We start from the raw sequence: 25,362 nt of genomic DNA, 5'->3' as shown, positions 1-25,362 counted from the left end.
CTGTTTCTTTAAATGTTGATAGAGTGATCAAAAGGTCAAATCCAGACCAAGCGAGTAAGTTCTAAGGAAAGGATAGATCTCGCTGGAGTTTCCTCTGCTTTCAGGATCATACCCATCTCTTACAGCAGTAAACTCAAAAAGGTCATTTCCAGAGAAGTAAACTCTTGCCTTGTCTATTGCTGCCTTTTGGGTAAGTGCCACTGGCAATGTGTAACCGATCACGAGTGTTTTCAACCTCATGTATCGATTGTTCTGTAAAAACCACTCGTTATCATGCCAATTGTGTCTGGCCAGTTCAGTATTCCATGTCAGCCGTGGATAGGCAGCATCCTGGTTATCTTCTCTCCAGGTTTTACCCAAAAATGCAGCTGTTTGGTTGGCAAACCTACTCCCTGCAAAAGGTGCAGACAGATTGCCTTCTTGCCGGTAAATGTTTTGATCTAACACTCCCTGAAAAGTGGCTTGAAAGTCAAACCCATTCCATGAAGCTCCCAGGTTGACACCAAAATTATAATGAGGTGAGAGTTCCCCAACGTATTTTAGATCTTCACCATTTTCGGTGCTAATGACTCCATCATTATTTCGATCCACTTTTACTACATCTCCAGGGCGCAAGCCAGTATTGCCCTGCTTAGGGAATTGCCCGGTGTAGGTGTTGTAAAATTCGTTTACTTCTTCTTGTGACTCGAAAAATCCGTCATTTTCCCATAGAAACAGCGCTCCGATGGGGTAGCCCTCAATATTGATACCCTGTGTATTCAAAACGGGGATATTCGCACCATCCAGTCTGACAATCTGGTTTCTGTTATCGCTGACATTAGCTGATACCGAGTAAGTAACCTCTCCCACCTGATCTTTCCAGCCCAAGACAGCTTCCCAGCCATGTCCTTTCAGGTCGCCGGAGTTAGTAAGGGGGCCTGTGCCTCCATTTCCCATTACCGATCCGTATTGTACAGACAGCAACATCTCATTGTTGTTTCTGGTGTAGAAGTCAAAGCTACCATTGAGTTTGTAGTCGAGCAGACTAAACTCCATACCTACATTGGCGATATTGATTCGCTCCCAGGTCACTGTAGGATCTATGATACGTGGTATTCCTGCAGCTCGATGAAGTGCCGGACTTACGCCGAAAATACGCGTGCTGTAATTTACCGTAGACAAGTAGGAAAACTCATTGATCCCAGACTGATTACCCGTTTCTCCATAGCTTCCTTTGAGCTTCAAAAAGTTGAGAAACGATACATCTTTTAAGAATGACTCATCTGACACGATCCAACCAGCTGAAAAACCACCATAGTTCACTCCTTTGTACCCCTTGGCAAATCTGGAAGAGACATCTCTTCTGGCCACCACATCAAACAGGTATTTTCCTTTGTAGTCATAGGCCAATCGCGTAAGGTATGCATACAGTCCCCAGTGCGTAGATCCTCCACTCGTTTTTACGTTGGTCTCAGGTGCCACATTTAGATCATACACTCCAAAATCCTCCCAAAAACCATTTCTTGTGATGGAGTTTCCTTCTGTACGTGAGTAATCACCGGTTACTCCCACTTTGGCGCTCAAGTTGTGCTTTCCGATGGTCTTCTGATAGGCTAAATACGCTCCGTAGTTGAGGTAGTCGTTTTCTTCATAAGAATCTGTAATTCCCTCTTTGATCTGACTGGTGTAATTGGCAAAATTTCCATCCCAATCGTAGAGTGGTAGGTCTATATTGGTGGTATCAGTGCTGGCCAGCCGTCTGTTGTAAGAGCCTGTGAGCTCCAGGTTCAGACCTTCTACAAGCTCTGCCGTTAGCCCCAGGTTGGTTTTGATTAAATCTTCATCCAGTTTGGCTCTACCGCCAGACTCTACACTGGCCCGGAAATTTTCAGAGCCTATGATGCCAAAATGAGCTACGTACTGCCCTTGAGGATTGATACTGGGGAAAATCCAGGGATTTTGCTGAAAAGCTCTTCCCCCCACACCGTTTGACGGACTCGAGCGAATTCTTTTCTGGTAAGTAATACCCGAACTAAGACTCACCTTATCTGACAACTCATGGTTAAAATTGAACCTTAGGTTATACTGCTTTTGTCCATCATACGCGAGTTTCAGCGCACCTACATCATCGGAAAAGAGTCCAGAGATGCGATACCTGGTGGATTCGTTTCCACCAGAAACACTTATGTTATGCTGCTGTGAGTAGGCATTGCCATAAAATTCGTCTATGCGGTCTACATCTTTTACATACATGCCTGCCCAGCCTACATAGACGTCTGTCATGTAGCCTTCATAGCCATCAGCGAGGAGCTGTACCTGTTCGGCCGTACCCCAGCCCCAATAGTTGCGCCCTTCTTCGGGCATTTCCTCGTTAGCTTCAAGCCATAGTCTGCCGTATTGCCTCATATTGGCGGCCTTTGGCGTCAGCCCTATGCGCTGCATTCTGAAATTCCCGGAATAGTTGACCTTAAGATCACCCACGGTACCTTTTTTGGTAGTCACAAGAATGACTCCATTGGCCCCTCTAGCGCCGTAAATAGCCGTAGCGGCATCTTTGAGTACACTGATGCTTTCAATGTCATCTGGGTTCATGTTGTAAAACTCACGTGCATTCAGAACAGGAACATTGTCTATCAAAATCAATGGAGGATCCTGATTGATGGATGCGAATCCACGTATTTGCAAATTGATATCTTCATTGCCAGGACGTGCCGAACCACGTGTAACCGTAATCCCTGGAGTCTGTCCCTGTAGTGCCAGTGCAGGATTAGTAACCGCCCGGCTTTCAAAAACTTCCTTACCTTTTACCACTTCAATGGCACCGGTAACTGACTCTTTGCTTTTCTCACCATAGCCTACAACCACTACCTCATTGAGGGCCTCCACATCGGGAGTTAGAGATGTCTCAAAGTTCGTCTGGTCGCCTACCTCTACTTCGGTGACACTATATCCAACAAAGGAAATTTGCAACACAGAGGATGGTCCTGCTACCCTCAGTTGATACTTACCTTCCAGGTCTGTAATGGTGCCATTGGTTGTGCCTTTTTCAATGACTGTGGCCCCTGGTAGCGACTCACCGTTTTCGTCGTAAACTGTACCACTTACTGTAAGCTCCACCGCCTGCACACCTGATAGCGAACTGGCCTTTGGAGTTTGGGGCTTTAGTTTCACTACCACCTGCCTATCAAAAAGCACATATTCTAATCCGGATTCAGCGAGGGCCTCATCCAACACTTCAGTGATTGTGGCCCTGGTTTTCTTTACCGATACCTTTACATCCTGATCCAAAACGCCATCTTTATAAAAGAAGATGTACTCACTTTTGGCTTCTATTTCATCAAAAAGCTGAACCAGCGAAACCCGATTCATCCTAATGTCCATTTTGACTTGTGCATCCGTGCTGCTCGCACTGGCAACACTCAAGCCAACAAACAAAATCAGTACAAATATTCTCATGATTGCGAATATTGGGTTCCATAGGGCATACTTTCCCTGCCCTATGCAACAGGTAACAAATAGTTTCTTCATATTTTTGTGTATAGATTAATGATTGTGCCGTTCGCCAACGGCATGATAAATTGACGGCCAGAAGATGTTAGCGCATTTTCTGGCTTCATTTTTAGTTCCAGGTTTACTTCATAGGTTGTTGTTTTAGTTTTCGAATGATTATTTGATTGTTTTTTGAAAGCTGATAGTCGATATCCGACCCGTGCTTAATGATATCTACCACATTGAGGATGTCATCTTTGAGGTCTAGTCTTCCTGAAAAGGTCTCATGGCTCAACTCTTCATCAGCTATGAATATGTCCACATTGTAATACCGTGAGAGTTGGTTCATGATGTATGAAAGGTCATTGTTGTGCAATATGAGCACGCCTTCCATCCAGGAGAAATAATCAGCTACATCTACAGCGGATGAGGTTACTTTGAAAGATTCTCTATCCAGATTTACTTTGGTGCCAGGTGCTACCAACATTTCCTTCTTTGGCTTCCCGCCTATTTTCTTCTTATGAGACAGACTGATCGACCCACTTTTTAGTACCACAAACTGGTGCTGCTCACTGGGGTAGCTCTGCACATTAAAAACCGTTCCTAGCACCCGGATATGTTGATTTTGAGTTTGCACTATGAAGGGTTTTTCTGCATGATGTGACACATCAAACACAGCCTCTCCTTCCAGGTAAACCTCTCTCAGGTCTCCATTAAAAGCTATGGGGTAAATCAACCTACTGCCTGCATTCACCCATACGCGGGTACCATCGGACAGTGACACTTGAGACCTTTTGCCAAATGGCACCACGAGCTCGTTAAAGCCTACATCAGCACCTTTATTGCACTTTTGACGAACCGCTTCTTTCGTACCCACAGCGATTTGCTCCCCTGAAGACGAATAAGCAATGGAGACCGAATCTCCATCAACTGATACATCTTTGCCGTCCTCTAGTCGAATGGTCACTTGCTGTACGTTTCGCATGTCTACAGTAGACATGCGCTGAGCGTAGTTCATCAGCTCATTGCCTTCCTTTTGAGTAGTCAGCTGATACATCCAAAATGCACCAAGTAGCAAGGCAATAGAAGCTGCAATAGCCCAATACTTTTTTTGCTTTTCGTTTTGCCGAATGATTCTTGCCGAACGTATGATTCGGTTTTTTAACTGTGTTTTGTCTTCTTCAGACAGTCGGTTTGTTCCGTAGGAACCCTTTTCGTTCATAACTTTTCTTTATCCACAGCCCGTGACTTTAGGGGCCTCAAAAGAAAATGACAAAAACACCTACTTTATAGACAATAAAATTTCGATTTTTTTCAAAAAAGCAGATGCTTTATCGTCAAAATCGCAAAAATGTAGGATTTACGAATAGCCTTAAGCGCCCGATAAACGGTAGTACGAGCCGACGCTTCGCTTACCCCCATAATCTGCGCAATTTCACTGTATGCCTTGTTTTCAAACACTTTCAAGGTAAGTCCTTTGCGCTGTGTATCGGTCAGTACAAGCATGGCCTTTTCCAGTCGTCGAAACTTTTCAGAATTTTCTTCTGCTGCCACAATACTGTCTTCAATAGACATGGTGATTTCACGGTCAGTATCCCTATTGCTAAGTATTGCGTCGTTTAGTGGTACTGTCTGTAGCTTGCTAGATCGGGAGAGCTTTTTCTTCAGAGCTCCCAGTAAATAGAACTTTACATTGGTAGTGTCGCTAAGCTTGGATCGGTACTTATAAAGCTCCACAAAAAGGTCATGAATAGCATCCTGCACCAAATCTTCATCTTTGGTCAGCTTCATCCCATAGGCAAATAAATCATCGATATAAGTGTCATAAAGCACCTCCAAAGCAGCAATATCTCCCTTACGAAACTGTGCCCATACTAAAGATTTACTTTTACTCTCATTGCCCGATATGAGTGATTTGCTTTTCATAAAAAAGTAGCCCGGGTTAAAATACCTTGATCAAATGATGCATAAAATGGAATGAATTAAAAAATAAGACGACCTGTTACCTAATAAGACCTGTTCCTACTATCACCAACTGTTATCAGAATGTACCAATATAGAGTTTTCTAACGAGTGTTGAATAGGCAACCTCCAGAGCGGTGATCAGGAAACCATCTCTCTGAGAGAGCGATAGGGACTAAAAGCAGTAGGCATCTCGCTCAACAATGCAACAGAAAGCAACATCTGCAAACTTTTGAAAAGGGGCAGCAGTAGGTATCTCATCATATCAATAAGGGGTTAGTGATGGCGATTTTCAATAATCGCCATTCACAAATATGTCAACGAGTGAATAACCTCTCTATAAATTATGACCTTTTGGGTATAAGCTATGGCACCTTTAGCCCCATGAATCTATCCAAACCTGGTTAATACCAGGAGGCAACTAGAAAATAGGACGCAGGTCTCCAGCTTCGAACTGACGCTGTTTTGTACCATTCGCGATAGTCACCGGCACCTCATTGTGTAGCATCCATTGACCACTTTTGAGTTGAAGCGAAACATTACCTCGTGATTCTGAGGATACGATGATTTCATCATATTGGAGTGACGTACCATTGCCCATAAAAAGAACCAGGTCTTCGCCCTCCAATCCAATCAATGCATAGCTGGCGTCTGTGGACATTTTGCCATATTTGGCCATGGCCCCATTTGCACGGGAAAAAATCAGGTCTTCACGCCCCGATTTGTGTCTTATTTGTATCCCGACAAATTCCTTATTTCCATTTTCATCAGCAAACCCGTCTATGCTGGCTATGCGCTTGCCCTCCGCCGAAGTGTAGGGCTCATACACCGATACGAACGGGCGCTCCCAGGCCGCTCCATGCTGCCTGGCTGCAAAAGTGAGGTAAGGTTGCTTACTTACTTCATAGGGAATAGCCCCTTTTTGCTTAAATGCCTTGTTGGGTGGCGACTTTATCGAGTAAACCTCCCTACCTTCCGTTCCTTTCATCCAAAGGTTCATGTACACATCCTCTTGCTCGTCAGGCATGTCTATTTTCCATTGTACCTGGTAGTCCTCGCTCGTGTGCTTCGACTCCTTGTCCCACATGTAATCGAGTGCATACAGATGCCCGCCTGCAAATCCCATCTCTTCGCTGGGAGACAGCTCCAGAGGTGTTCCGGATTCGTCCATGATCTGCATGGATTGCCCGAGGTTGTGGTAATAATAGTCGTGAAACTTATCGCCTTTGCGCTGCTTGCGCGACCGAAATACATCAACGTAATATCCGGTACTGGCTCCAGTCTTTACGATGCTCACCAGCCTGCTTTGGTCACTTCGCGTTTCGGGCTCGAGGAAGTAGACATCCGCGTAGGTGATGTCAGGGTTGTATCCGCTTTTTTGTCCTGCCTGTGGGTATTCACTCATTAGGTCAAAGGCATGGTAGCTGAGCATCTCAGTATATGAAGATGCTCCATCCACCATCACAGTGTTGTGCGCGGGAAACTGTGAATAGTACTCCAAATAAATAGGCTGCAGGTAGCCTGCCCCTTTGCCCGGGTCTGCGCCTTGTACAAAGCCTTTCCCATAGAGTTCCATGTTGATGCCATTGGCATGCATATGGTTGCCCAGCGACCCATTGAGGGATACCATCATTCCGTCCTGGCCTTCGCCCATGCGCTGCACATGCCAGCTCACATTGGGTGCATAGAAAGTTTGTGTGATGTAATCCTCCCGCTGGCCTGCAGTATACCTGGGATCCAGCTCCAGCGGCTTGCTGGCAAAGAAGGAGGTGATTTGTGCTCTGGGCTTACGCTTGCTTTTGGCGCTTCCCTCTGAAGAAAACAATCGATACATCTCTGTATATTTCTTTTCCCGGTCCGTATCACCATATTTCTGAGCCAATCGGATCATAAGGGCCATAGCATCTGTACTGAGTGGGCCGTAGTTGCTATCACCAAAAGCAATGGTTTGCCCATTGGGAAACAGGTACTGTGGCAGCACCTGCACCGCCTTGTCCATCACCGGCATGTAGGGCAGCAGGTTGTGCTCAAACGTATTGTCAAAGTCATAAATGAACCTGGTGAGATCTTTAATCACTCCAAAGGAGTAGCCCGGACACTCGGCCCAAACACCATTGGAGAAATCGTAACCATATGCCAGGAACCGATTCATCGACCACTGGCGAGCAGAGGTTTCATTCAGGATATAATTGATATAATGCTGTCGCCCTTTGCCATCATCGTAGTGATCGTCATCCTGCAAGACCATGGCAGCTTTTAGGATGATTTTAGCCTGGTGGAGGTTCCAGTTGTTTTGAGGTACGCCGTTTTTGATGATGAGGTCATTCCATTTTTTGATAGTTGCGTCGTACAGTCTTAGTCTGTCTGGTGCACTCTCTTCCACATACTGGTGTAAAAAATCATACAATACGGCAGCATCTGTGAGCGTGCTCTCGTGGATCACCTGAAAGCAGGTAAGCCCAACAAGCGTCTGAATGTGTCCGTTGAGTAAGTCGATGGGTTCGCTGCGGTAGTACATGCCCATCATGTAGGTATCGAATATATCAAAAGCAAAACGAGCATATCGCTCATCACCTTCAAGCCAATACAAAAACGCTGCATCGCGGGCATAACCAATAATTCGCTGGTTGTGGCGATGTATAATTCCTCCGGTCTCCGAAGGGTCTACCCACTCCATAGGCCTGCCTTCTTTCCGACGGTTGACAAGGTAAAGTCCTCGTTCGTCATTCATATACGGCAGGATGTCTTCCAGCTCGGGCATGGCATAGTCGGTAGTATAATCTCTGGAGCCCGTAAAGCGCACTGTAGGCACCGGTGCTTCCCCATCGGCATGAGAATAGTAGATCCCTTCTACATATACATTGGTTGCCTTTGTTTTCCAGTACATCATAAGCCTTGACACCATCCACTCCGGATCTGACACATGACGCTCTACGTGCGCATCGATGCGTTGATGTATACCATCCAATACTTCCTGAGCCCAGGCTTCTTTTTTGATGGTTTTCAGCAAATCCTTTTTGCCTTCCTGATTGACATAAATCCGGGGGAATCCATCTTCCAGATTTTCAGGAAGCGGAATTTGGGCTTGAAGTCCAAAAACGATGAACAACAAGAATATTTGGAAGACCTGTTTAAAAAATAGCATTGCTCAGACTGTATTTATTTGATGGTGCCAATTTCCGGCTTTAGCCTTTTTAGGGATATAATTTCCCAATCCACGTTTATAAATTATGATTCATTTATAGTCGGCATTAAGCAACTTGCTTAAAATGTTGGGGTAACTCCAGTCTGCCTCACTTCCACCCCCTCTGGTAATAGAATCTCCAAAACAGATAATTTTCATGTTTGCAGAGACTAAAGCATGCTCAAGCAGTATGTGGTATACATTCATGGCTATGAAATGATACCCCAACCCCGTGGGATGAACACCATCGCGCTTGGAACTATTTCGTTCATTTTTGATGAACAAATCCTGGTTATGATTCGGTAAATTCAATGCCCGAAACTTCAAATTGAGATCCAGAAAATGAACGCTGGAGTCTGTTGCGAGCTTCTGCATTATTGCTTTTGCTGAGTCCAACCGTACATTTGGGGGATCTGTAAATAAGTCGCGATCGTGCCTATCAAACAGGTAACTAGTATCTACAGGCGGAGGGCTCAATAGAAGGACCTCAGCACCATTTTGCTTGATCCTACTCACTATCAATTTCAAATTATCAGCGTATGTTGCATAGGAAAGCATCTTTCGTGAATTCAACATATCATTGGTCCCAACCATTAAAATGACCATACCCGGATGTTTTTGAAGGACATCCTCCTCCAACCGATCCAAAAGGTTGAATGTATTGTTTCCACCCACTCCTGCATTGATTACACTGACCTGCCCGGCTAATGTGAACATAACCAAATAGGCCAGCACAAAGCAAAGCGACCTCCACTGAAAGCCGTAACTGGTATTGCTCCACTTTACATGTTTCATTGACTTACAGTCGTCTATCGGCACTTAGTATTTGATCAGCATTTAGTAGCTCTTGTTTTATGTCCTCATACTTGAGCTCATGAACGGCCTTGCCTTTGTCCACTGACATACCTGCCACCACTCCTGCACTTTGTCCAAGGATCATAAACACAGGCTCCATCCGGATAGACCCAAAGGCAATGTGCGAGCTGGACACTGCAGTAAGCACGAGTAAGTTTTCGCATTCTTCTTTTTTGGGTAGAATGGTACCAAGGTGAATCTGATATGGTTGCTCGGGCTCTACCCCCAAATCGCCTTCGTTTTGCACATACCCTTCCTCTGTAATGTAGCGCTGCGTATTGTGCGAATCCATAGTATATGCGCCCATACCGATAGGTTGCTTCACGGGACTTCTGCCCATGATTTCATTTTCCGTCATGACAAACTCACCAATCATTCTTCTGGCTTCCCGTACATATATCTGGTAAGGCCAATGGTCATTGTCTACAAACTCGTCTTTGGCAAGTCCCCACTTTTTAAAATTCTCTCTGAGCTCTTTTGGAACACTTTCATCATGGCCCCAGAAATATAAAAGCCCTTTGTGGTAGTTGATATGCTCTTCTAAAATCGCCTTTCTTTCCTCGTAAGAAGCCTCTGGATAGTCATAATTCATACCGATGTTGTCCGAACTAAATGGCCCAACGTTGTTTACATCTCGCTTGCCATTGGGAATTCTCCCTCCCCCAAACATGGCATGACGACCTGCACGAAATATACGTCTGAGTAGTTCATACTCCGCCGAATCGTAGTTTTCCGGCTTTTCAAATGGCTCTACATTACCTTCAGCATCAGTGGTGCAAAGGCGGTAATTATAAGCTTGTATGCGCTTGTCTCCGGTACCATTTTCTCCTAGAGGTTCGGTAGAGATGCGTGGCAAAACCCCGCTGCTCGGATCCCCCGGGATAACATATGGACTGATATTTAATTGCTGGTGATGGAAATTGTGACTGTGGTGGAAATGTCCTTTTTGTACGCCGTTCCAGGTTTCGTTGTAGACGCTATTGGCCTCTCTACCTACGTGATAATTTACACCCGCAGCAGCCATGAGGTCACCTTCGTAGGTGGCGTCCATAAAAATGTCTGCTTTAAAGGTTTTTCCGCTCAACATTGTGATGGATTTGATTTGCTTACCTTCCATCTCCACACCATTTTCACGATCGAGCCATTCGTCCCGGAGCACTTCGATGCTATTTTCAGCAATGAATTCTTCAAAAATTTGCTCCGCCACATGTGGTTCAAAGGTCCACATGGTTTGCATACTATCATTGATGGCTGTGGTACCCTGGGCTTCGTTACCATATTCCGATCTTGGCTGCCAGTTCCAGGCGTCTTCATTTTGGTAATGCAAATACACCCGATGGTAAAACTCGCGAGACAGTCCGCCAATCACTGATTTATCACCAACATCGGTAAAACCAAGTCCACTTGCGGATAAACCGCCAATGTGTTTTTCTGGGCAAACAATGAGGACTGATTTATCCATCTGGGCAAGCTGAACTGCCGCTGTAATAGCAGCACTAGTACCTCCATAGATTACTACGTCAGCGTCTTTGTCTGTGGATGGTTGGGAGCAGCTCAACACCAGAATTGTGAGCAGTATACTCCCAAATAAACTTGTTATGGATCTTCCTTTCATATTTGTGAATGGTTGTGTCATTGACAAGGTTAGTGGAAACAAAGAGTCCATTTTGTCAATTATGACCCAACCCAAATAAATAATGACCCAAACACCCAACTTCACCTTTCAATAGACTAACTATTGAAACCACCCTAATTTCTTACGGTCACCATCCATGACTAGACCATCTACCCAATCACATAAAAATGAAGCGCTAATCCACGACCAGTTTTTTCTCAATGGTTCTATTCTGCATCTTTAACCTAACCAAATAAAGTCCAGAATCTAGATGCATCAAAGAGACTCTCCTGGTCTTTGACACCATCTTAAATTTCAGTTTCTGAGTACCATCGACACTATAAATTTCCACTAAACAACCTTTTTCAGCTCTAATTGTGATTTGACCTGTGGCAGGATTAGGATAAAAGGCAGCACCATCAAACAGTTTTTCGGAGCCCAGTATTGTTCCACACTCACCTTCAGCAACCTCACATCCACACTCTCCTGCTGAAACCTTATCACCATTATCTGGGCACTCATCTCCTTTCTCTGCAACATATCCTTCAGGCTGAACACATTCACTCACAGTGCTGGTAGAGTCTCCTAATCCATCACCATCAGCGTCCTCATACCAAACCGCAGGACTGGAAGGTTCTACGCCTGTATCTCCTCCAGAGCACACACCACAGTCATCAACCATTGCTGTCCCTCCATAAACACCACTACAGTCTTTTGCCAAGCCCCTGGCCTTTGCATAAAGCTCCTCTGTGCGTTTGCGTAATTCTTTCAGTACTGAAGCATAGGCTTCATCACCTGCCAGATTATTTTGTTCCAATGAGTCATTTTCCAAATCATACAGCTCCTCAATGACCGGATCTTGCTCGTGATAGACAAAATACTTCCACTTAGCTGTGCGTACTCCATGAGCGCGATAGGATTTACCAGCTGCTACTTCGGCATCATTTTGCTCTGGGGTTTTGCGAATCATAGAACTAAGAAACCGATCCTCAATAAACACCGCATCCTGCCACTCAGACATCTCCTGAGTTTGATCCAAAACACCACTAAAATCACTACCCTGCATCATCTCCGGCACCTCTACACCTGCCAGTGAAAGAATCGTTGGAGCGATATCTACAGAAGAAATCATAGCTGCTTCACGTCGCTTACGTTCGGCGGCTGCCTTACGTCCATCAAAAACGATTAGCGGCTGCTTGATAGACTCTTCGTAGAGCAGTGCTTTGTCATACAAGCCGTGAGAGCCCTGAAAACGCCCATTGTCACTGGAGTAAATAATGATGGTGTTGTCCAGCATGCCGCGCTCTTTGAGCTTGGCAACCAACTTGCCCACCTGAGCATCTACACTATACCCTTGAGTGGCAAACTCCCTCACTTGCTCCTGGTATTGCTCCAAAGTGGCGGTTCTTTCTACGTGCAGCCTAAATCCACGCGCATAGTCCTGCACTACCTGTGGGAGGTCATTGTTAGGGCCTTCCACGTAGTTGTCAGGCACTGAAAAATTTTGATTTTTGAAAAGATCATAATGCTCTGCAGGAAACTCATTACCATCATGTTTCACAGCATAAAAGAAAGTCGTCAGACAAAAGGGCTGATCTGCCGGCTGGGTATCAATAAATCTGAGCATGGCATCTCCTGTCTTGAGCGTTCTTTCAGTTCTGGGTCGACCAGTATGATAGATTTGCTGTAAACCCAAATCATCTTCCGGCCAAATCTGCACTCCATGGGTTGGGTGATCATCACGGGTTTCTGCTCCGGCAAAAAAATCAAACACGTCCCCAACTTTACTTTTGTAGGTATACCCATCAGGAATTTTATTGCTGGGTCTTTGCCGCTCATCTGTAACGGTAAAACCAAACTTTCCGATAAAGCCATTTCGGTAGCCTGCTTCTTTCAATTTGGCTGGATAAGTTTCCGCAAACTCAGCCACAGGAAATGTCAGGTTAGAAGGTGCCGCAAAGCCTGTCTGGTGATTAGAAAGGTACCTCCCTGAGAGCATCGTCACCCGGCTGGGCATACAGATAGCCACAGCATAGGCCGCATTGTCAAACACTACTCCCTCCTCTGCCAAAGAGTCGATGTGAGGGGTATTAAACTCCGGCCTTCCATAGCAGCCCATATTGTCCCACCGCTGGTCATCGGTCATCAGGTAAATAATATTAGGTCGATCGGTCACCTGTCTTTCGTTGACTCTGAAATAGATACTATAAACAATACTGGTACTACCGTCCTCGGTACTGACCATCACAGTTGTAGTACCGGGGAGCTCTTCAGCCGGAGTGATCACTACACTGGCATTGGGATCTTCGGCTTTTGCTGTCACTGGAGGCACTTCCGTGCTACCTTCTGCCAGGATGGTTTCATAGGACAATTGTTTTGGATCGAAACCCGGATATAGCGACACCCCTTCTACTGATAACTCTTTCAGATCAGCACTTACCGGAACCACTTCGTCTTGATCACCAGCACCATCATCTGCCAGCAAAGCAGCAGCTTCAATATCTGCAACTGAGGAAAATGTAGCAATCCAGTCTACAGCATATGCGGCGGTGGTGTTTCTATTGAAAACATTGATAGACGTAAGGTTATAAGTTGCCTGTGTGTAGTCTCCCGGGGCAACATCCGAAAGCAAATAGTACTTCACCTCATTACCCGCTTTGGTTGTAAACGTACCTGTGGGGCCGGGTTTGGCTCCCCAACCTCCTGCTCCCCCGGAGTTGAACTGGATGGTGGGGTTTGCCCCTACAAACGGACCAATGTACTTGATAGCGATGTAAACGTCTTCCGCCGGAATCAAAGTGAAATCTGCATTTGCAAATCCGTTATTGTATCGAATGTCCTTGTTGGATCCGCTGGATGCTGCTGCCAGGTGGCCATTGGCCACTACATCATCGTCATTGAGAATATCCCAAAGACCTGGATCACCATCCACCGAAAAGGTGAAGGTAAAATTTTGAGACAGATCGTCAAACGTTTGGGATTGCGCTGCAACAGCACACCCCAGAAGACACACCACTAGTGCGCTTTTCAATATTAATAATCTTCGTTTCATAACATTTCCTATTCTTTTATCACTCTTTTCACAACAACCTCATCATCGCCCTATCCTGAGAAACTCCCGCTAGCACATCATAGACGAGTTTCTCCTACTTTTTCACTTGCCGATTCCGTGCTTCCTGTATGAACCTGGCATCCAGCTCCGGTGAGTCTTTGTATTTTAGTCTCAATGCTTTGAGTTGTTCTTTAAGATCAGTCACCACGTCCTGATACGCCGGATCGTCAATGACATTCTGCATTTCCATTGGGTCTTTCTGACGGTCGTAGAGCTCCCACTCATCCACATCGTAGTAAAAATGCACCAGCTTGAATTCTTTAGTGACGATCCCATAGTGACGCTTCACCATGTGCACAGACGGGTACTCATAAAAGTGGTAATAGACCGCATCTCTCGTCCAAAGTGAATCCTTTCCGGTCAGGAGCGGCATCAAACTTTCGCCCTGCATGTCGTCAGGTGCTGAGATATTTGCGGCTTCCAGAAAAGTCTGTGCAAAGTCGAGGTTTTGTACCATTTCCTCATTGGTGATCCCTGGTTGAATCTTATTGGGCCAGCGAATCAATAAAGGTGTTTTGAAGGACTCATTATAGATAAAGCGCTTGTCGAACCAGCCATGTTCGCCCAGGTAAAATCCCTGATCGGAGGTGTATACTACGATGGTGTTTTCGGCTAGCCCACTTTCGTCGAGATAGTCGAGCACACGCCCTACGTTATCGTCCACAGACTCGATGCATGCCAGATAATCCTGCATATAGCGCTGGTACTTCCATTTGATTTTTTCTTCATCCGTCATCGTTGGCCAGTTCGCTTCGAAGTAGTCAGAGATGGAATCCAGGACGGCATCATATTGTGCCTTTTGCGCATCATTCATGCGAGCATAGGTTTTGTAGCCCCAGGTCTGATTGCCCGGCACCACAGGCTTTACTTCTCCCATGCGATCCGTTGTTTCGTGTCGTACTTTGCTGTCACTGTTGTACTTCATATGCTTCAGGATGTTCATCTCCGCTGTTTTGGCAGCTGTCCCTCTGTTTTCATAGTCGTCAAACAAAGTTTCTGGTTCAGGAAAAGTCATTTTCGCATATTTCTGAAACTTGTCGCCCCTTGGCCACCAGTTTCGGTGGGGAGCTTTATGCAAATACATCATCAGGAAGGGCTTTTCTGGATTCCGCTTTTCCTTTAGCCAGTTGAGCGTGAGGTCGGTGATGATGTCCGTCACATAGCCCATAATGGTGGTGTCTCCTTCTGGCGTGATAAAGTCAGGGTTTAGGTAATCTCCCTGCCCCGGCAAGATCATGAAGTCATCCACACCCTTTGGGTTGTTACCAAAATGCAGTTTCCCGAACATGGCCGTCTCATAGCCGGCTGCTTGAAAGAGCTGCGGAAACGTAACTTGCGTGGTATCAAAGGCCGACAAATTGTCAATCTTTCCATTGATATGGGTGTGCTTTCCGGTAAGGATGGTTGCTCTGGAGGGTGCACAAATGGAGTTGGTGACACAGGCATTGGTAAAGCGCATTCCCTCTTTGGCAATCCGGTCTATATTGGGCGTTTGGATCAGGTAATCGCTATAAGCACTGATGGCCTGGTAGGCATGGTCATCAGACATAATGAAGAGAATATTGGGACGCGAGTCCTCCTGCTCCTGCTTTGAAGTGCATCCACTGATAAAGACCAGGAGTATCAGAGCTGTAAGAATTCTATTGCTGTTGAGATATTGGTGCATTGTCATTTTATTGTTCTGTCAGTGGTGTATAAGTTACGGTTATACTTCCTTCGGCCAGGGGCTCCACAAAATCCACCCCGATACGAAATGCCGGACCGCCTTCTCTCAGGTGCTCTACTGGCACTTGCTCATCGTTAAGCGTTACACGGCCACCTGTGGCGGTGACCACAGCTTTTACCTGCTGACCATTCTCAGTTAATATTAGTGTTTGAGCATCGACTATTTCATAGTCACTAAGTGTCATAATGGCCGTGCCAAATTTTACTGGTTCATTAGCCGTAAATGCATCGGTAACGGTGACAGTACCTGCGCCTGTTTTATCATTTTTCATCGATCGAGTGAGGGTTTTCAACTCGGGCACTTCATAGGCCGGCAGGATGTCCATCACCAACTGGTCGTATGCCGAAGAAAAATCTGTTTCCAACACCTTCCCCGCAAACTTCCTTCCTTTGGACTGAAGGGTGTTGTTGATCCTGGGCACAGGGTGCCCCCATGAGCTACGGGCTGGATTGTTGTCCGAAAAGGCACCTGCCCGGTACGAAGGAGCACCAATGTCTCCGGCCAGAATTTCATCTCCATAGGCGATGATGTAGCTACCCACATCCATGTGATTGTGGTTTTCGTCGTTGTGCCCTGCTTTGATGGATATAGAAAACGGAACCGCTTGCTGTCCACGGGAAATCACCACGCCATAGTCATCAAAGTACGTGACTGATGGCAGATTTACCGGCTCAGGTGTGTCACCCACGTAATTTTTATATGCTGCCCCCAGCACAATGGACTGTACCGATTCATTGGGCCTGAAAGCATCCTGCTTCTGAGCGCCATAGTATTTGGTAGCCATCAGGTAGGCAAAGTTGTCACTACCACTTTTCACACGTGTGACACCATCCGAAAATGGAGAATAAAGCCCCGGATGTATCTGGAACAGTTCGGGAAAATTAGCTACCCGCTTGAGTTTCTCAGGATTGTCAAAGGCAAACAAGTTGATACTTCCACCTGAGTAATCATAAAGTATCTCTGCCAGGTAGAGGTAGTGGCCAAACCCATAATTCCAATAGCCTGTACCTTCTGAGCAATAACCATCCTCACCAAACCCTGACAAGTAGTAACGCATGCTGTTGATGGCACTACCTACCGCTTGCAGACGCTTTTCATGACTTTCCTCGGCCACCATAATGGTAAACAGCGTACCTGATGTGCAAACCGAGTTCCAGTTGCTGGTGCTGCGTATCCAGCTATTGCTTTTTGGTTTTCGCTGCTTGGTAGAAGCCAGATAAGAATCCGTAATTCGCCATTTGAGCTGTGTATTGATTTCGGTCCTCAAATCGGTGGGTAGTTTGTCCGCCAGCAGCTCATCCGCCAGTGCCAGCACCAGGGCAAACTTGCGTGCTCCCAGGTCAATGTGCACGCGTTTCCCCTCCAGCACTGTGTTTTCATCGTCATCGTGATTGGGATGGATCCATGATTTCATAGACAGAATGGCTCGGGCATGTGCTTCTATAGCGTCTAGATACTGCCCGTCATTGCGCATGCACTCTGCCAGGATAAACTTCTCCAGCCGGTCCATGGTACGGTAATAGCGTGGCTTATAAATCCCACGATTTCCTTCGCGATTTGCCCTGCGGTATATTTCATCGGAAATGGGTACCTCGGACTCCCGGTCTTTCAGCTCATCTGCCTCTTTCAAATAATACTTCCCTAAGTCTGTATCTGCAAAACCTGTCCAGTACTGTCGATCTGTGTAGGCAGGCGCGGGCTGAAAGGGTTCTTCAGGGATGACACCCTCCAACATCGCCAGTTGCTGCTCATTCGGGTGAATGCCCTCTGGGTCTGCCAGGGCCAGATACTTTGCTATGTCCAGCGTCTGTGGCTCTTGTGCTTGGCTACAGCCGAAAAAAGCAACCATACAGAGGATAATGCCCAGCTTTTTCATACTCAAAGCTTTTCGATGTACACGTAATAAGCCGGATGTCTTCTTCCTGCCTCATCTAGCAGCTCTGCCTCCATGTCGTACTTACCAGCAGGGATCCGTGCTTTAAAAGTCACTTCCTCCTGTCCGTCATTTATGTCCTGGGATTTGGAAAAGTCTGCCAGATAAAGGAAAGCCTTTTTAAAATCATTCTTTTCACCTGCTGGTGCCACCCGATCGTATTCTATAGTTTTTTCCTGCGCCGGGAAAGTGGCATTGATAGCCAGCTGACTTTCGCGCGGAAACCTCCTCAGTGTAATGGTGTACTCCCCATCTGCTACAAATTCGATTTTCCAACTTCCTCCTGCCGGAGACGGCCGTATCGCACTGTTTTGATGCCACGCATTGGCGTATCTTCCACTGATCAGGTCATGAGCGGATATTTTTGTAGGGTTTTCATACGGTGAACCCACTTTGATGTAAGCATACTTTTCATCTACTCCCTCATCGATAAACGACTGCCACCAACGCTCATAGCCCACAGCCAGACGAGCTGCTACCTCCGGGTAGTTACCGATCACATTGTTTTCCTGCCCTCGGTCTACCCGCATGTCATAGAGCTTATCTCCGTCTACCAGGCGCCAGTGCTCATCCATGACGGTGTACTTGCGGTACTTCACCAGATTTTGCTCCCGCTGCGTGTCCATGTAGAGGATTCGATTTTCCCATTCGGGATTGTCTTCTGTGAGCAAAGGTTTTAGGCTTTTGCCATCCAATGGTTTTTTCGGATGAAAGTTTAAGTCCAGCAATTCGACGAAAGTGGGCAGTAGGTCATAGTGTGCCACCAATTGATCGATATCTTTTCCTCCGGTGAGTTCACCGTTGGGCCAGCGGATGAAAAAAGGTACGCGATGGCCTCCATCGTATTGGCTGCCTTTGCCGCCTTTGAGGCCTGCATTGTAAGTACTGCGACCGGCAGAGGTACCATTGTCGGTGGTAAAGATCAGGATGGTATTGTCGGCCAGGTCCAGTTCTTCGAGCTTTTCTTCGAGCTTTTTGAAATTGTCGTCAATGTTGGTGATCATCCCATAAAACCGCAGGAGACGCTCGTTCAGGTCTTTGTATTGCTTTCCCTGATACATCTCAAAATACTCCTTCGGTAGGTTGTAAGGTCCATGGGGAGCATTCGTAGACAGGTAGCAGAAGAACGGCTGGTCTTTGTTGCTCTCAATAAACTCCAGTGCCTCACCGAAAAAGACATCCGTGCAATAGCCCTCGTATTTTTTTGGTTCACCATTTTTGAAATAAGTGTCATCAAAGTAGTCATTGCCCCAGTAGTCGGGTCCCTGGCCTACTCCACCGGCACCATGCATGACCACCTGGTGAAAGCCCCGGTCCTGCGGCCGAAAGGGATAATTATCTCCAAGATGCCACTTGCCAAACATGCCATTTTTGTAGCCGTTTTGGGCTAATACCTCTGGCAAGGTGGTTTCATCTTCCAGGAGCAGCGAACGCCCGGCTATGGTGTGGTAGACATTTACCCTGTTGCAGTGGCGCCCGGTCATGATCGATGCGCGGGTAGGTGCACAGGTGGTAGACACGTGATAGTTGGTCAGGTGTACCGACTCGTTGTAAAATTGATCAAGGTTGGGCGTCTTGATGTAAGGGTTACCGGTGCATCCCAGATCGCCCATCCCCTGGTCATCAGTAATGATGAAAATGATATTTGGGCGCTCAGGACTGGTATTTTGTGCTGATGCCGCCTGCATACCAAAGCACGTCAGTAAAACAATAGTCAGTAATTTTTTCATAGTGGTTTATAGTTCAGGTTCACCTTTGAGGTACTTGAGCGACTTTAAAAATTGATCCATCTCACGTACGGTGAGGGTGTAAAACTTCCCATCGTATTTGTAATTGTTAAAGAAGCCGTGCCCAGCCTCATCGTATAGAAATAGCTCACATCGAGCCCCTGCTTCATCCATTTTGGCTTTATAGTTTTCTGCGATAGATACCGGAATCAGATGATCTTCTTTGCCTAGAAAAACGATAGTAGGCGGTGCTTCAGCGGTAATGTTGTGTGCCGGCGAAATCTCCCGCCAGCGCTCACCCATCCGCTCATTCTGAAAGCCGTCAGGTCCATTGTCAAATACGGGATTAAACAGCACCGTCGCATTGGGCTTAGAGCTAATGCTCAGGTCCTCATCCGGCTCGTCAAGTGTGGGACAGTTGGCCGTAGCTGCAGCCAGGTGTCCACCCGCCGATCCACCGGAAGCCACAATTTTCTTCGGATGTACATTGAGCGTTTTGGCATGCTTTCGCAAAAAGCGAATGGCAGATTTGGCATCCGCCACCGACTCATAAGGTGTGGTTTTGTGCCGTGACTTTACGCGGTAGTCGGCACGTACAGCGATCATGCCTCTGGAAGCCAGATATTCCGCTTGTGGCAAAAACTGCTTTACAGTGCCTCCATTCCAGCCACCACCGAAAAAGAAAATGATGGTAGGGTATTTCTTCCGTTTTTTAAAGTTTTCGGGATAGTGAATGGTCATGTCCAGCGAGACGCTATCGATGGTTTTGTAGGTTAGCGTAATGGGCTCCTTTTTATCCGCGGCCTCAATGATTGATTTTACGCTTTGCGCATTTACAGCTCCTACTGTAAAGAGCAACATTGCTATGAGTATTTGCTTCATGATTAGTTTGATTCTTGTGCGATCCAGTTGATTTGAGGCCAGTTTTCATTGACATAGGGCTGTGGGGCTCCTGGTGTGGAGCGCCCAGATTGTATGACCTCAGTGATTTCTTTTTCCAGCTGCGCTACGATGGCCGGGTGCTCAAAATACAGGTTGGTGGTTTCTCCGGGATCCTCCGCCAGGTTGTAGAGCTCATACGGTGCTTCACCTTCCTCCGGCTCTATAAATTTTGGCTTCAGGGAGCCTCCCGAGCCTCGAAACATGTTGAGCTTCCACTTCCCTTTGCGTATAGCAAAGTGTCCGGTAAACGAATGATTGACCACCACACGACTGGAGTCATAAGCTGATTTGCCTTCCGGCTGAATGAGCGGAAGGAGGCTGTGACTGTCCTCTGCTGCATGATCGGGCAGCTGTACACCCACGATCTCCGCAATGGTAGCCATATAGTCTGTCTGACATACGGGTAGGTCCACAGTAGTGCCTGCAGGAATAGCTGCAGGCCAGCGCATCAAAAACGGCACGCGATGGCCTCCTTCGTAGATGTCTCGTTTGCCTCCTTTAAAATGTAAAGAACTGTAGTGTCCATACGTATCCCTTTGGTACACATAGTTGCTCTCTGCTCCATTGTCTGACGAAAAGACCACCAGGGTATTCTCTTCCAGGCCATTGGCCCGCAAAGCCTCCAGTACCTGTCCAACTCGATAGTCGGTTTCTACCATAAAGTCTCCATAGTTTCCACAAGCGCTGATGCCCTGAAAGTCAGGGTGTGTACAATGCGGCAAATGAGGACTGGTGAGCGGCATGTAGAGAAAAAAGGGATCACCCGCTTTGGCGGCAGCTGCACGATCATTGATGTATTGTACCGCTCGCGTTGCAAACTTTTCCAGCACCTCTTCGTCATTGAAAGTAGGAGCCACTTCCAGGTATCCACGGCTCCACTCCTCTTTGTAAGGAGGGGTCATGCGGTAGGTGCGTGGAGTTACGTCCATTTTCTTTTTGGTAAATAACACCGGAGGATCCAGCACCCGATCGTTTTCCAGATAGGTCAGGATGCCATAGTTCATGGAGGCAGGAATACCGAAAAAATAGTCAAACCCCCGATCTATCGGACCTTCGCGAAAAGGTTTGGACCAGTCCCTGCTTTCGTTTACGGTACCTTCAAACTCCATCTGCAGGTGCCACTTGCCTACCATCGCAGTATGGTATCCCTGATCGCTAAGCATGGAAGCCAGCGTCATCCGGTCTTCCTCTATGAGACAAGGACCATCTGCGCGCAGTACGTTTTCCTTCAGTGACGTCCGCCAGCTATAGCGGCCGGTGAGTAGTGAATACCTCGACGGTGTACACACCGCATCGCTGCTGTGACCATCTGTAAATATTACACCTTCATTGGCAATCTTGTCGATGTTGGGTGTTTGAAACTTGGCATTGGGATTGAGTGCGCTCACATCTCCATAGCCCTGATCATCGGTATAGATGATGACGATGTTGGGACGAGAGGTGTCTGGTGCCTGCTGGTTACAGCTCACCCCTATCCAAAGGGTAAATGCAAAAAAAAGAATCTGATTAATTCGAATCATTAATAATTTGATTATCAATTAGTTATTAGATCCTGAAAGTGTACCAATCGGGCGGATTTCTTGTCCGGTGGTACGCCCCACATTGGTATCTCCAAGCTCCATTCTGGCTGTTTCTACCACCAGCATAATCTCCGTCACCTTCTCAGGATACAGGTCTATTACATTGTATTGCTCTCCAGGATCGGACATAAGGTTGTAAAGCTCAGGCTGCTCCACAGAACGTTTCTGCACCTTACCCCGATGGCCATCCTTACCGGGCGTAATTAGCTGAGCATAACTATGCGGAAGCACCAGTTTCCAAATGCCTTTGCGCACCGCATTTAGTCGGTTTTTATTGAAATAGTACAACACACTCTCGCGAGGACTTTTTGCCTGGGTGTTTCTAAGCAATGGACTGATATCAACTCCGTCTATTTTATTTTCGGACAGCTGACCGCCAGTAATACTTGCAAATGTGGGCAGCAGGTCTATAGCGCAGGCCAGCTCATTACTGATGGCTCCAGCCGGCACCTGTCCGGGCCACCGGATGATAAACGGCACCCTTTGCCCTCCATCCCAGTTGGTGAGCTTACCGTCTTTCAACCCTCCCGAAGAGCCTCCGTGATTGCCAAACCAGGTCCAGGGGCCATTGTCGGAGGTGAATACCACCAGGGTATTGTCCGAAAGCCCATTTTGCTCCAGTGCTTTCATGATTTCTCCTACTGACCAGTCCACTTCCATCATCACATCACCGTAAAGCCCTTGCTCACTTTTGCCGCGAAACTTATCTGAAACACCTAAGGGAATGTGTGTCATAGTATGCGGCAAGTACAGAAAAAACGGTTGGTCTACATTCCTTTGGATAAAATCCACCGCCTTTTCGGTGTAAAGCGTAGTGAGCTGGTCCTGATCCTTCAGGCTCGTGAGCGTTCTAATGGTTTCATTTCCTTCAATCAGTGGTAGTTCGGGATATTTATTTCTTCCGTGGTTTTCGGGCACCCTTTCGCCCGTCACATCAGAGTGTGGCCACATGTCATTGGAGTATGGAAGGCCAAAATACTCATCAAACCCATGTTGCATCGGCAAAAACTCCTTTTGCCAGCCCAGGTGCCATTTGCCAATACATGCAGTGGCATAGCCCTGATCTTTAAACATCTCCGCCATGGTGTATTCATCGGTATTGAGCCCCACAGTATCACGGGGAAACAATGCCCCGGAAATACCGATCCGGTTGGGATAACATCCGGTGAGTAATCCGGCTCTGGAAGCACTGCACACCGGCTGAGCCGCATAGAAGTTGGTAAACCGGGTACCCTCACTGGCTAACCGATCAATGTTGGGAGTGGTATAGCCCGTGGCTCCATAACTACCCAAATCACCGTAGCCCACGTCATCCATGAGGATGACGATCACATTGGGTTGTGTGGTGTCTGGTTTTTTTGGCGTACAGCCACCTCCTACGAGCGCTATGCAAAGTGTAATCAAACAGAGAAATGAAAATTGATTCATAGGCTTATATCTTCTCGATCTTCACATAATAGGCGCCTAGCTCAGTGCCATCCTCCAGAGTAAACCATGTTTGAAGATGGCTCTCTCCTGGTTGTAGCTCCATGGTAAACCCTACATATTCCTCATTTCCAGCTACAGGGCTGCTGTATTCCTGATCTTGAATTTTTATACGTGCCTGTTGGATACTTAGGGACTTGCCTGGCTTGCTGGCGTCCACACTCGTGCCAGGTAGTGCTGGTCTGATGGGCGCTTCCGCATGGAGTGCCAGGCCGGTCTCCTCCGGCCACCTGCGCAACTCAAATTTATAGGTACCCGCCTCGGCAACTCTAACACGCCAGAAGCCATTGTTGACATAGCCCGACCTGATGTGACGCTGTGCCCATGGAGTGTAACTATCCGAGTGCCAGTCATGGCAAAATAGCGTCATCGGGTTTTCTGCTTCATGCCCTACAATAAAGAATGGTTTTTCTTCAAACGTGGGAGAAATCTCTGCCCACCATTGATCATATTCTGCCGTAAGTTTCGCGACCATTTCCGGATATTGATCGGCCACATTGGTGGTTTGCCCCGGATCTGTGCTGAGATCGTAGAGCTCCCTGCCTTCTACCAGTCGCCAGTTTTGGTGCATCACCGTGGTGCGCTTCCAGGGTACCTGCGTGGCAGAAAACTGTGTGTTGACAAACACAAACCGATCGTCAAAATCTTCTGTTTTGCCCTGTAGAAGCGGCACCATGCTCTGTCCATCAAACTCGATGGCCGGCTCCACTTTCAACCCGCACAGGTCCACGAGTGTAGGAAAAACATCATAATGAGCTGTAAGTGCATCTATGTCCCTACCCTCATCCAGTCCTCCATTGGGCCAGTGGATATAAAACGGCACCCGATGACCTCCTTCGTACATACTCGCCTTGATACCCCGCATGCCGGCATTGTATCCTTGCACTACAGGTCCGTCCCAGTTGTTGACAGACTTGTCTATTTTGGCTCCTTGTGCCGAGCCATTGTCTGAACTAAAGATCACAATGGTGTTGTCCAGTTGACCCGAAGACTCCAGGTAGTTCATCAGCTTGCCGATGTTTTCATCAATATTGGCGATCATGCCATAAAATGGCTTATGTGGGATGTTGTCATTGCCCTCGTACTGCTCATAGTATTTATTCTCTACCCAGTACGGTGAGTGGGCAGCATTGGTAGCCAGGTAGCAAAAAAACGGCTCATCTTTCTTGGACTCGATGTACTTTTTGGCATTGTCAAACCACACATCAGTGCAGTAGCCTTCATACTGCTCCAGCTGTCCATTGTGCATGTACATGTCGTTGAAGTAGTCATTGTTCCAATAATCCATGGTCTGCCCGATACCGCCACCATTGTGGACCAGCACCTCATCAAAGCCTTTGTCCTCCGGACGGAAAGGGTAATTGTCTCCCAGGTGCCACTTTCCAAAAATGGCTGTGCTATAGCCGTTTTCTTTAAATACCTGCGCCATGGTTTTTTCACGCTCCAAAATCAGCGAGCGTCCCAAAATGGTGAAAAACACTCCGGTACGAAGGTTGTGATGGCCCGTGAGCAATGCGGCACGAGTGGGCGCACAGGTAGGACTCACGTGGTAGTCGGTGAGGCGCACACTTTTCGAATGGAGCTCGTCTATGTTTGGCGTTTTGATCCATGGGTTGCCATGGGCGGCAATATCTCCATACCCCTGATCATCTACCACGATCATGATCACGTTGGGAGGTGTAGGCTCCGGGTTTTGGCATGAAGCCAAAAAATGTACTGCCAGTAGTGCAAACAATAAGTTGGGAAGTCTCTTCATCGTTGAGCTGAAAAATA

Annotated in this window: 14 protein-coding genes; all 14 read right to left on the bottom strand. The window is 47.0% G+C overall.

Features of this window, described 5'->3' with window-relative positions; all coding sequences use genetic code 11:
- Positions 1-27: 27 nt before the first annotated feature.
- The 14 genes from C7460_RS18090 to C7460_RS18025 all read right to left on the bottom strand — a co-directional run bounded on the left by C7460_RS18090 (position 28) and on the right by C7460_RS18025 (position 25,345).
- A complete protein-coding gene (locus C7460_RS18090) occupies positions 28-3,435 on the bottom strand; it encodes a TonB-dependent receptor (RefSeq protein ID WP_170148092.1) in 3,408 nt (1,135 codons plus the stop codon).
- A 175-nt stretch (positions 3,436-3,610) separates the two neighbouring features.
- The gene (locus C7460_RS18085; protein WP_115869545.1) at positions 3,611-4,690 is read right to left on the bottom strand and encodes a FecR family protein; all 1,080 of its coding nucleotides are present in this window, start codon (positions 4,688-4,690) and stop codon (positions 3,611-3,613) included.
- Positions 4,691-4,782: 92 nt separating this feature from the next.
- A complete protein-coding gene (locus tag C7460_RS18080; RefSeq protein ID WP_115869544.1) occupies positions 4,783-5,394 on the bottom strand; it encodes an RNA polymerase sigma factor in 612 nt (203 codons plus the stop codon).
- 457 nt (positions 5,395-5,851) lie between these two features.
- Positions 5,852-8,575, bottom strand: coding sequence for a hypothetical protein (locus tag C7460_RS18075; RefSeq protein WP_115869543.1), 2,724 nt, complete (start codon positions 8,573-8,575; stop codon positions 5,852-5,854).
- A gap of 90 nt (positions 8,576-8,665) precedes the next feature.
- Positions 8,666-9,409, bottom strand: a complete 744-nt coding sequence (locus C7460_RS18070; protein ID WP_115869542.1) for an SGNH/GDSL hydrolase family protein — start codon at positions 9,407-9,409, stop codon at positions 8,666-8,668.
- A gap of 4 nt (positions 9,410-9,413) precedes the next feature.
- Positions 9,414-11,084: an FAD-dependent oxidoreductase gene (locus tag C7460_RS18065; RefSeq protein ID WP_115869541.1), complete on the bottom strand. Its 1,671-nt coding sequence runs from the start codon at positions 11,082-11,084 to the stop codon at positions 9,414-9,416.
- Between the two features lie 196 nt (positions 11,085-11,280).
- Positions 11,281-14,136, bottom strand: a complete 2,856-nt coding sequence (locus C7460_RS18060; protein WP_147303017.1) for a sulfatase-like hydrolase/transferase — start codon at positions 14,134-14,136, stop codon at positions 11,281-11,283.
- A gap of 94 nt (positions 14,137-14,230) precedes the next feature.
- The gene (locus C7460_RS18055) at positions 14,231-15,862 is read right to left on the bottom strand and encodes a sulfatase family protein (protein WP_221409577.1); all 1,632 of its coding nucleotides are present in this window, start codon (positions 15,860-15,862) and stop codon (positions 14,231-14,233) included.
- 7 nt (positions 15,863-15,869) lie between these two features.
- Positions 15,870-17,798, bottom strand: coding sequence for a hypothetical protein (locus C7460_RS18050; protein WP_115869538.1), 1,929 nt, complete (start codon positions 17,796-17,798; stop codon positions 15,870-15,872).
- 2 nt (positions 17,799-17,800) lie between these two features.
- Entirely contained in the window at positions 17,801-19,585 is a 1,785-nt protein-coding gene (locus tag C7460_RS18045; RefSeq protein ID WP_115869537.1) for an arylsulfatase, read from the bottom strand.
- A 6-nt stretch (positions 19,586-19,591) separates the two neighbouring features.
- The gene (locus C7460_RS18040) at positions 19,592-20,464 is read right to left on the bottom strand and encodes an alpha/beta hydrolase (RefSeq protein WP_115869536.1); all 873 of its coding nucleotides are present in this window, start codon (positions 20,462-20,464) and stop codon (positions 19,592-19,594) included.
- 2 nt (positions 20,465-20,466) lie between these two features.
- Positions 20,467-22,044: a sulfatase family protein gene (locus C7460_RS18035; RefSeq protein ID WP_115869535.1), complete on the bottom strand. Its 1,578-nt coding sequence runs from the start codon at positions 22,042-22,044 to the stop codon at positions 20,467-20,469.
- An 18-nt stretch (positions 22,045-22,062) separates the two neighbouring features.
- Entirely contained in the window at positions 22,063-23,532 is a 1,470-nt protein-coding gene (locus C7460_RS18030; protein ID WP_115869534.1) for a sulfatase family protein, read from the bottom strand.
- Positions 23,533-23,536: 4 nt separating this feature from the next.
- On the bottom strand, positions 23,537-25,345 hold the full coding sequence (locus C7460_RS18025; protein WP_170148091.1) for an arylsulfatase: 1,809 nt from the start codon (positions 25,343-25,345) through the stop codon (positions 23,537-23,539).
- Between the last annotated feature and the right edge of the window lie 17 nt (positions 25,346-25,362).

The sequence above is a fragment of the Marinoscillum furvescens DSM 4134 genome, from assembly GCF_003386095.1.
Taxonomy (GTDB): domain Bacteria; phylum Bacteroidota; class Bacteroidia; order Cytophagales; family Cyclobacteriaceae; genus Marinoscillum; species Marinoscillum furvescens.
The sequence above is the reverse complement of the archived record's forward strand: the minus strand, read 5'-3'. Positions and strand labels throughout refer to the sequence as shown.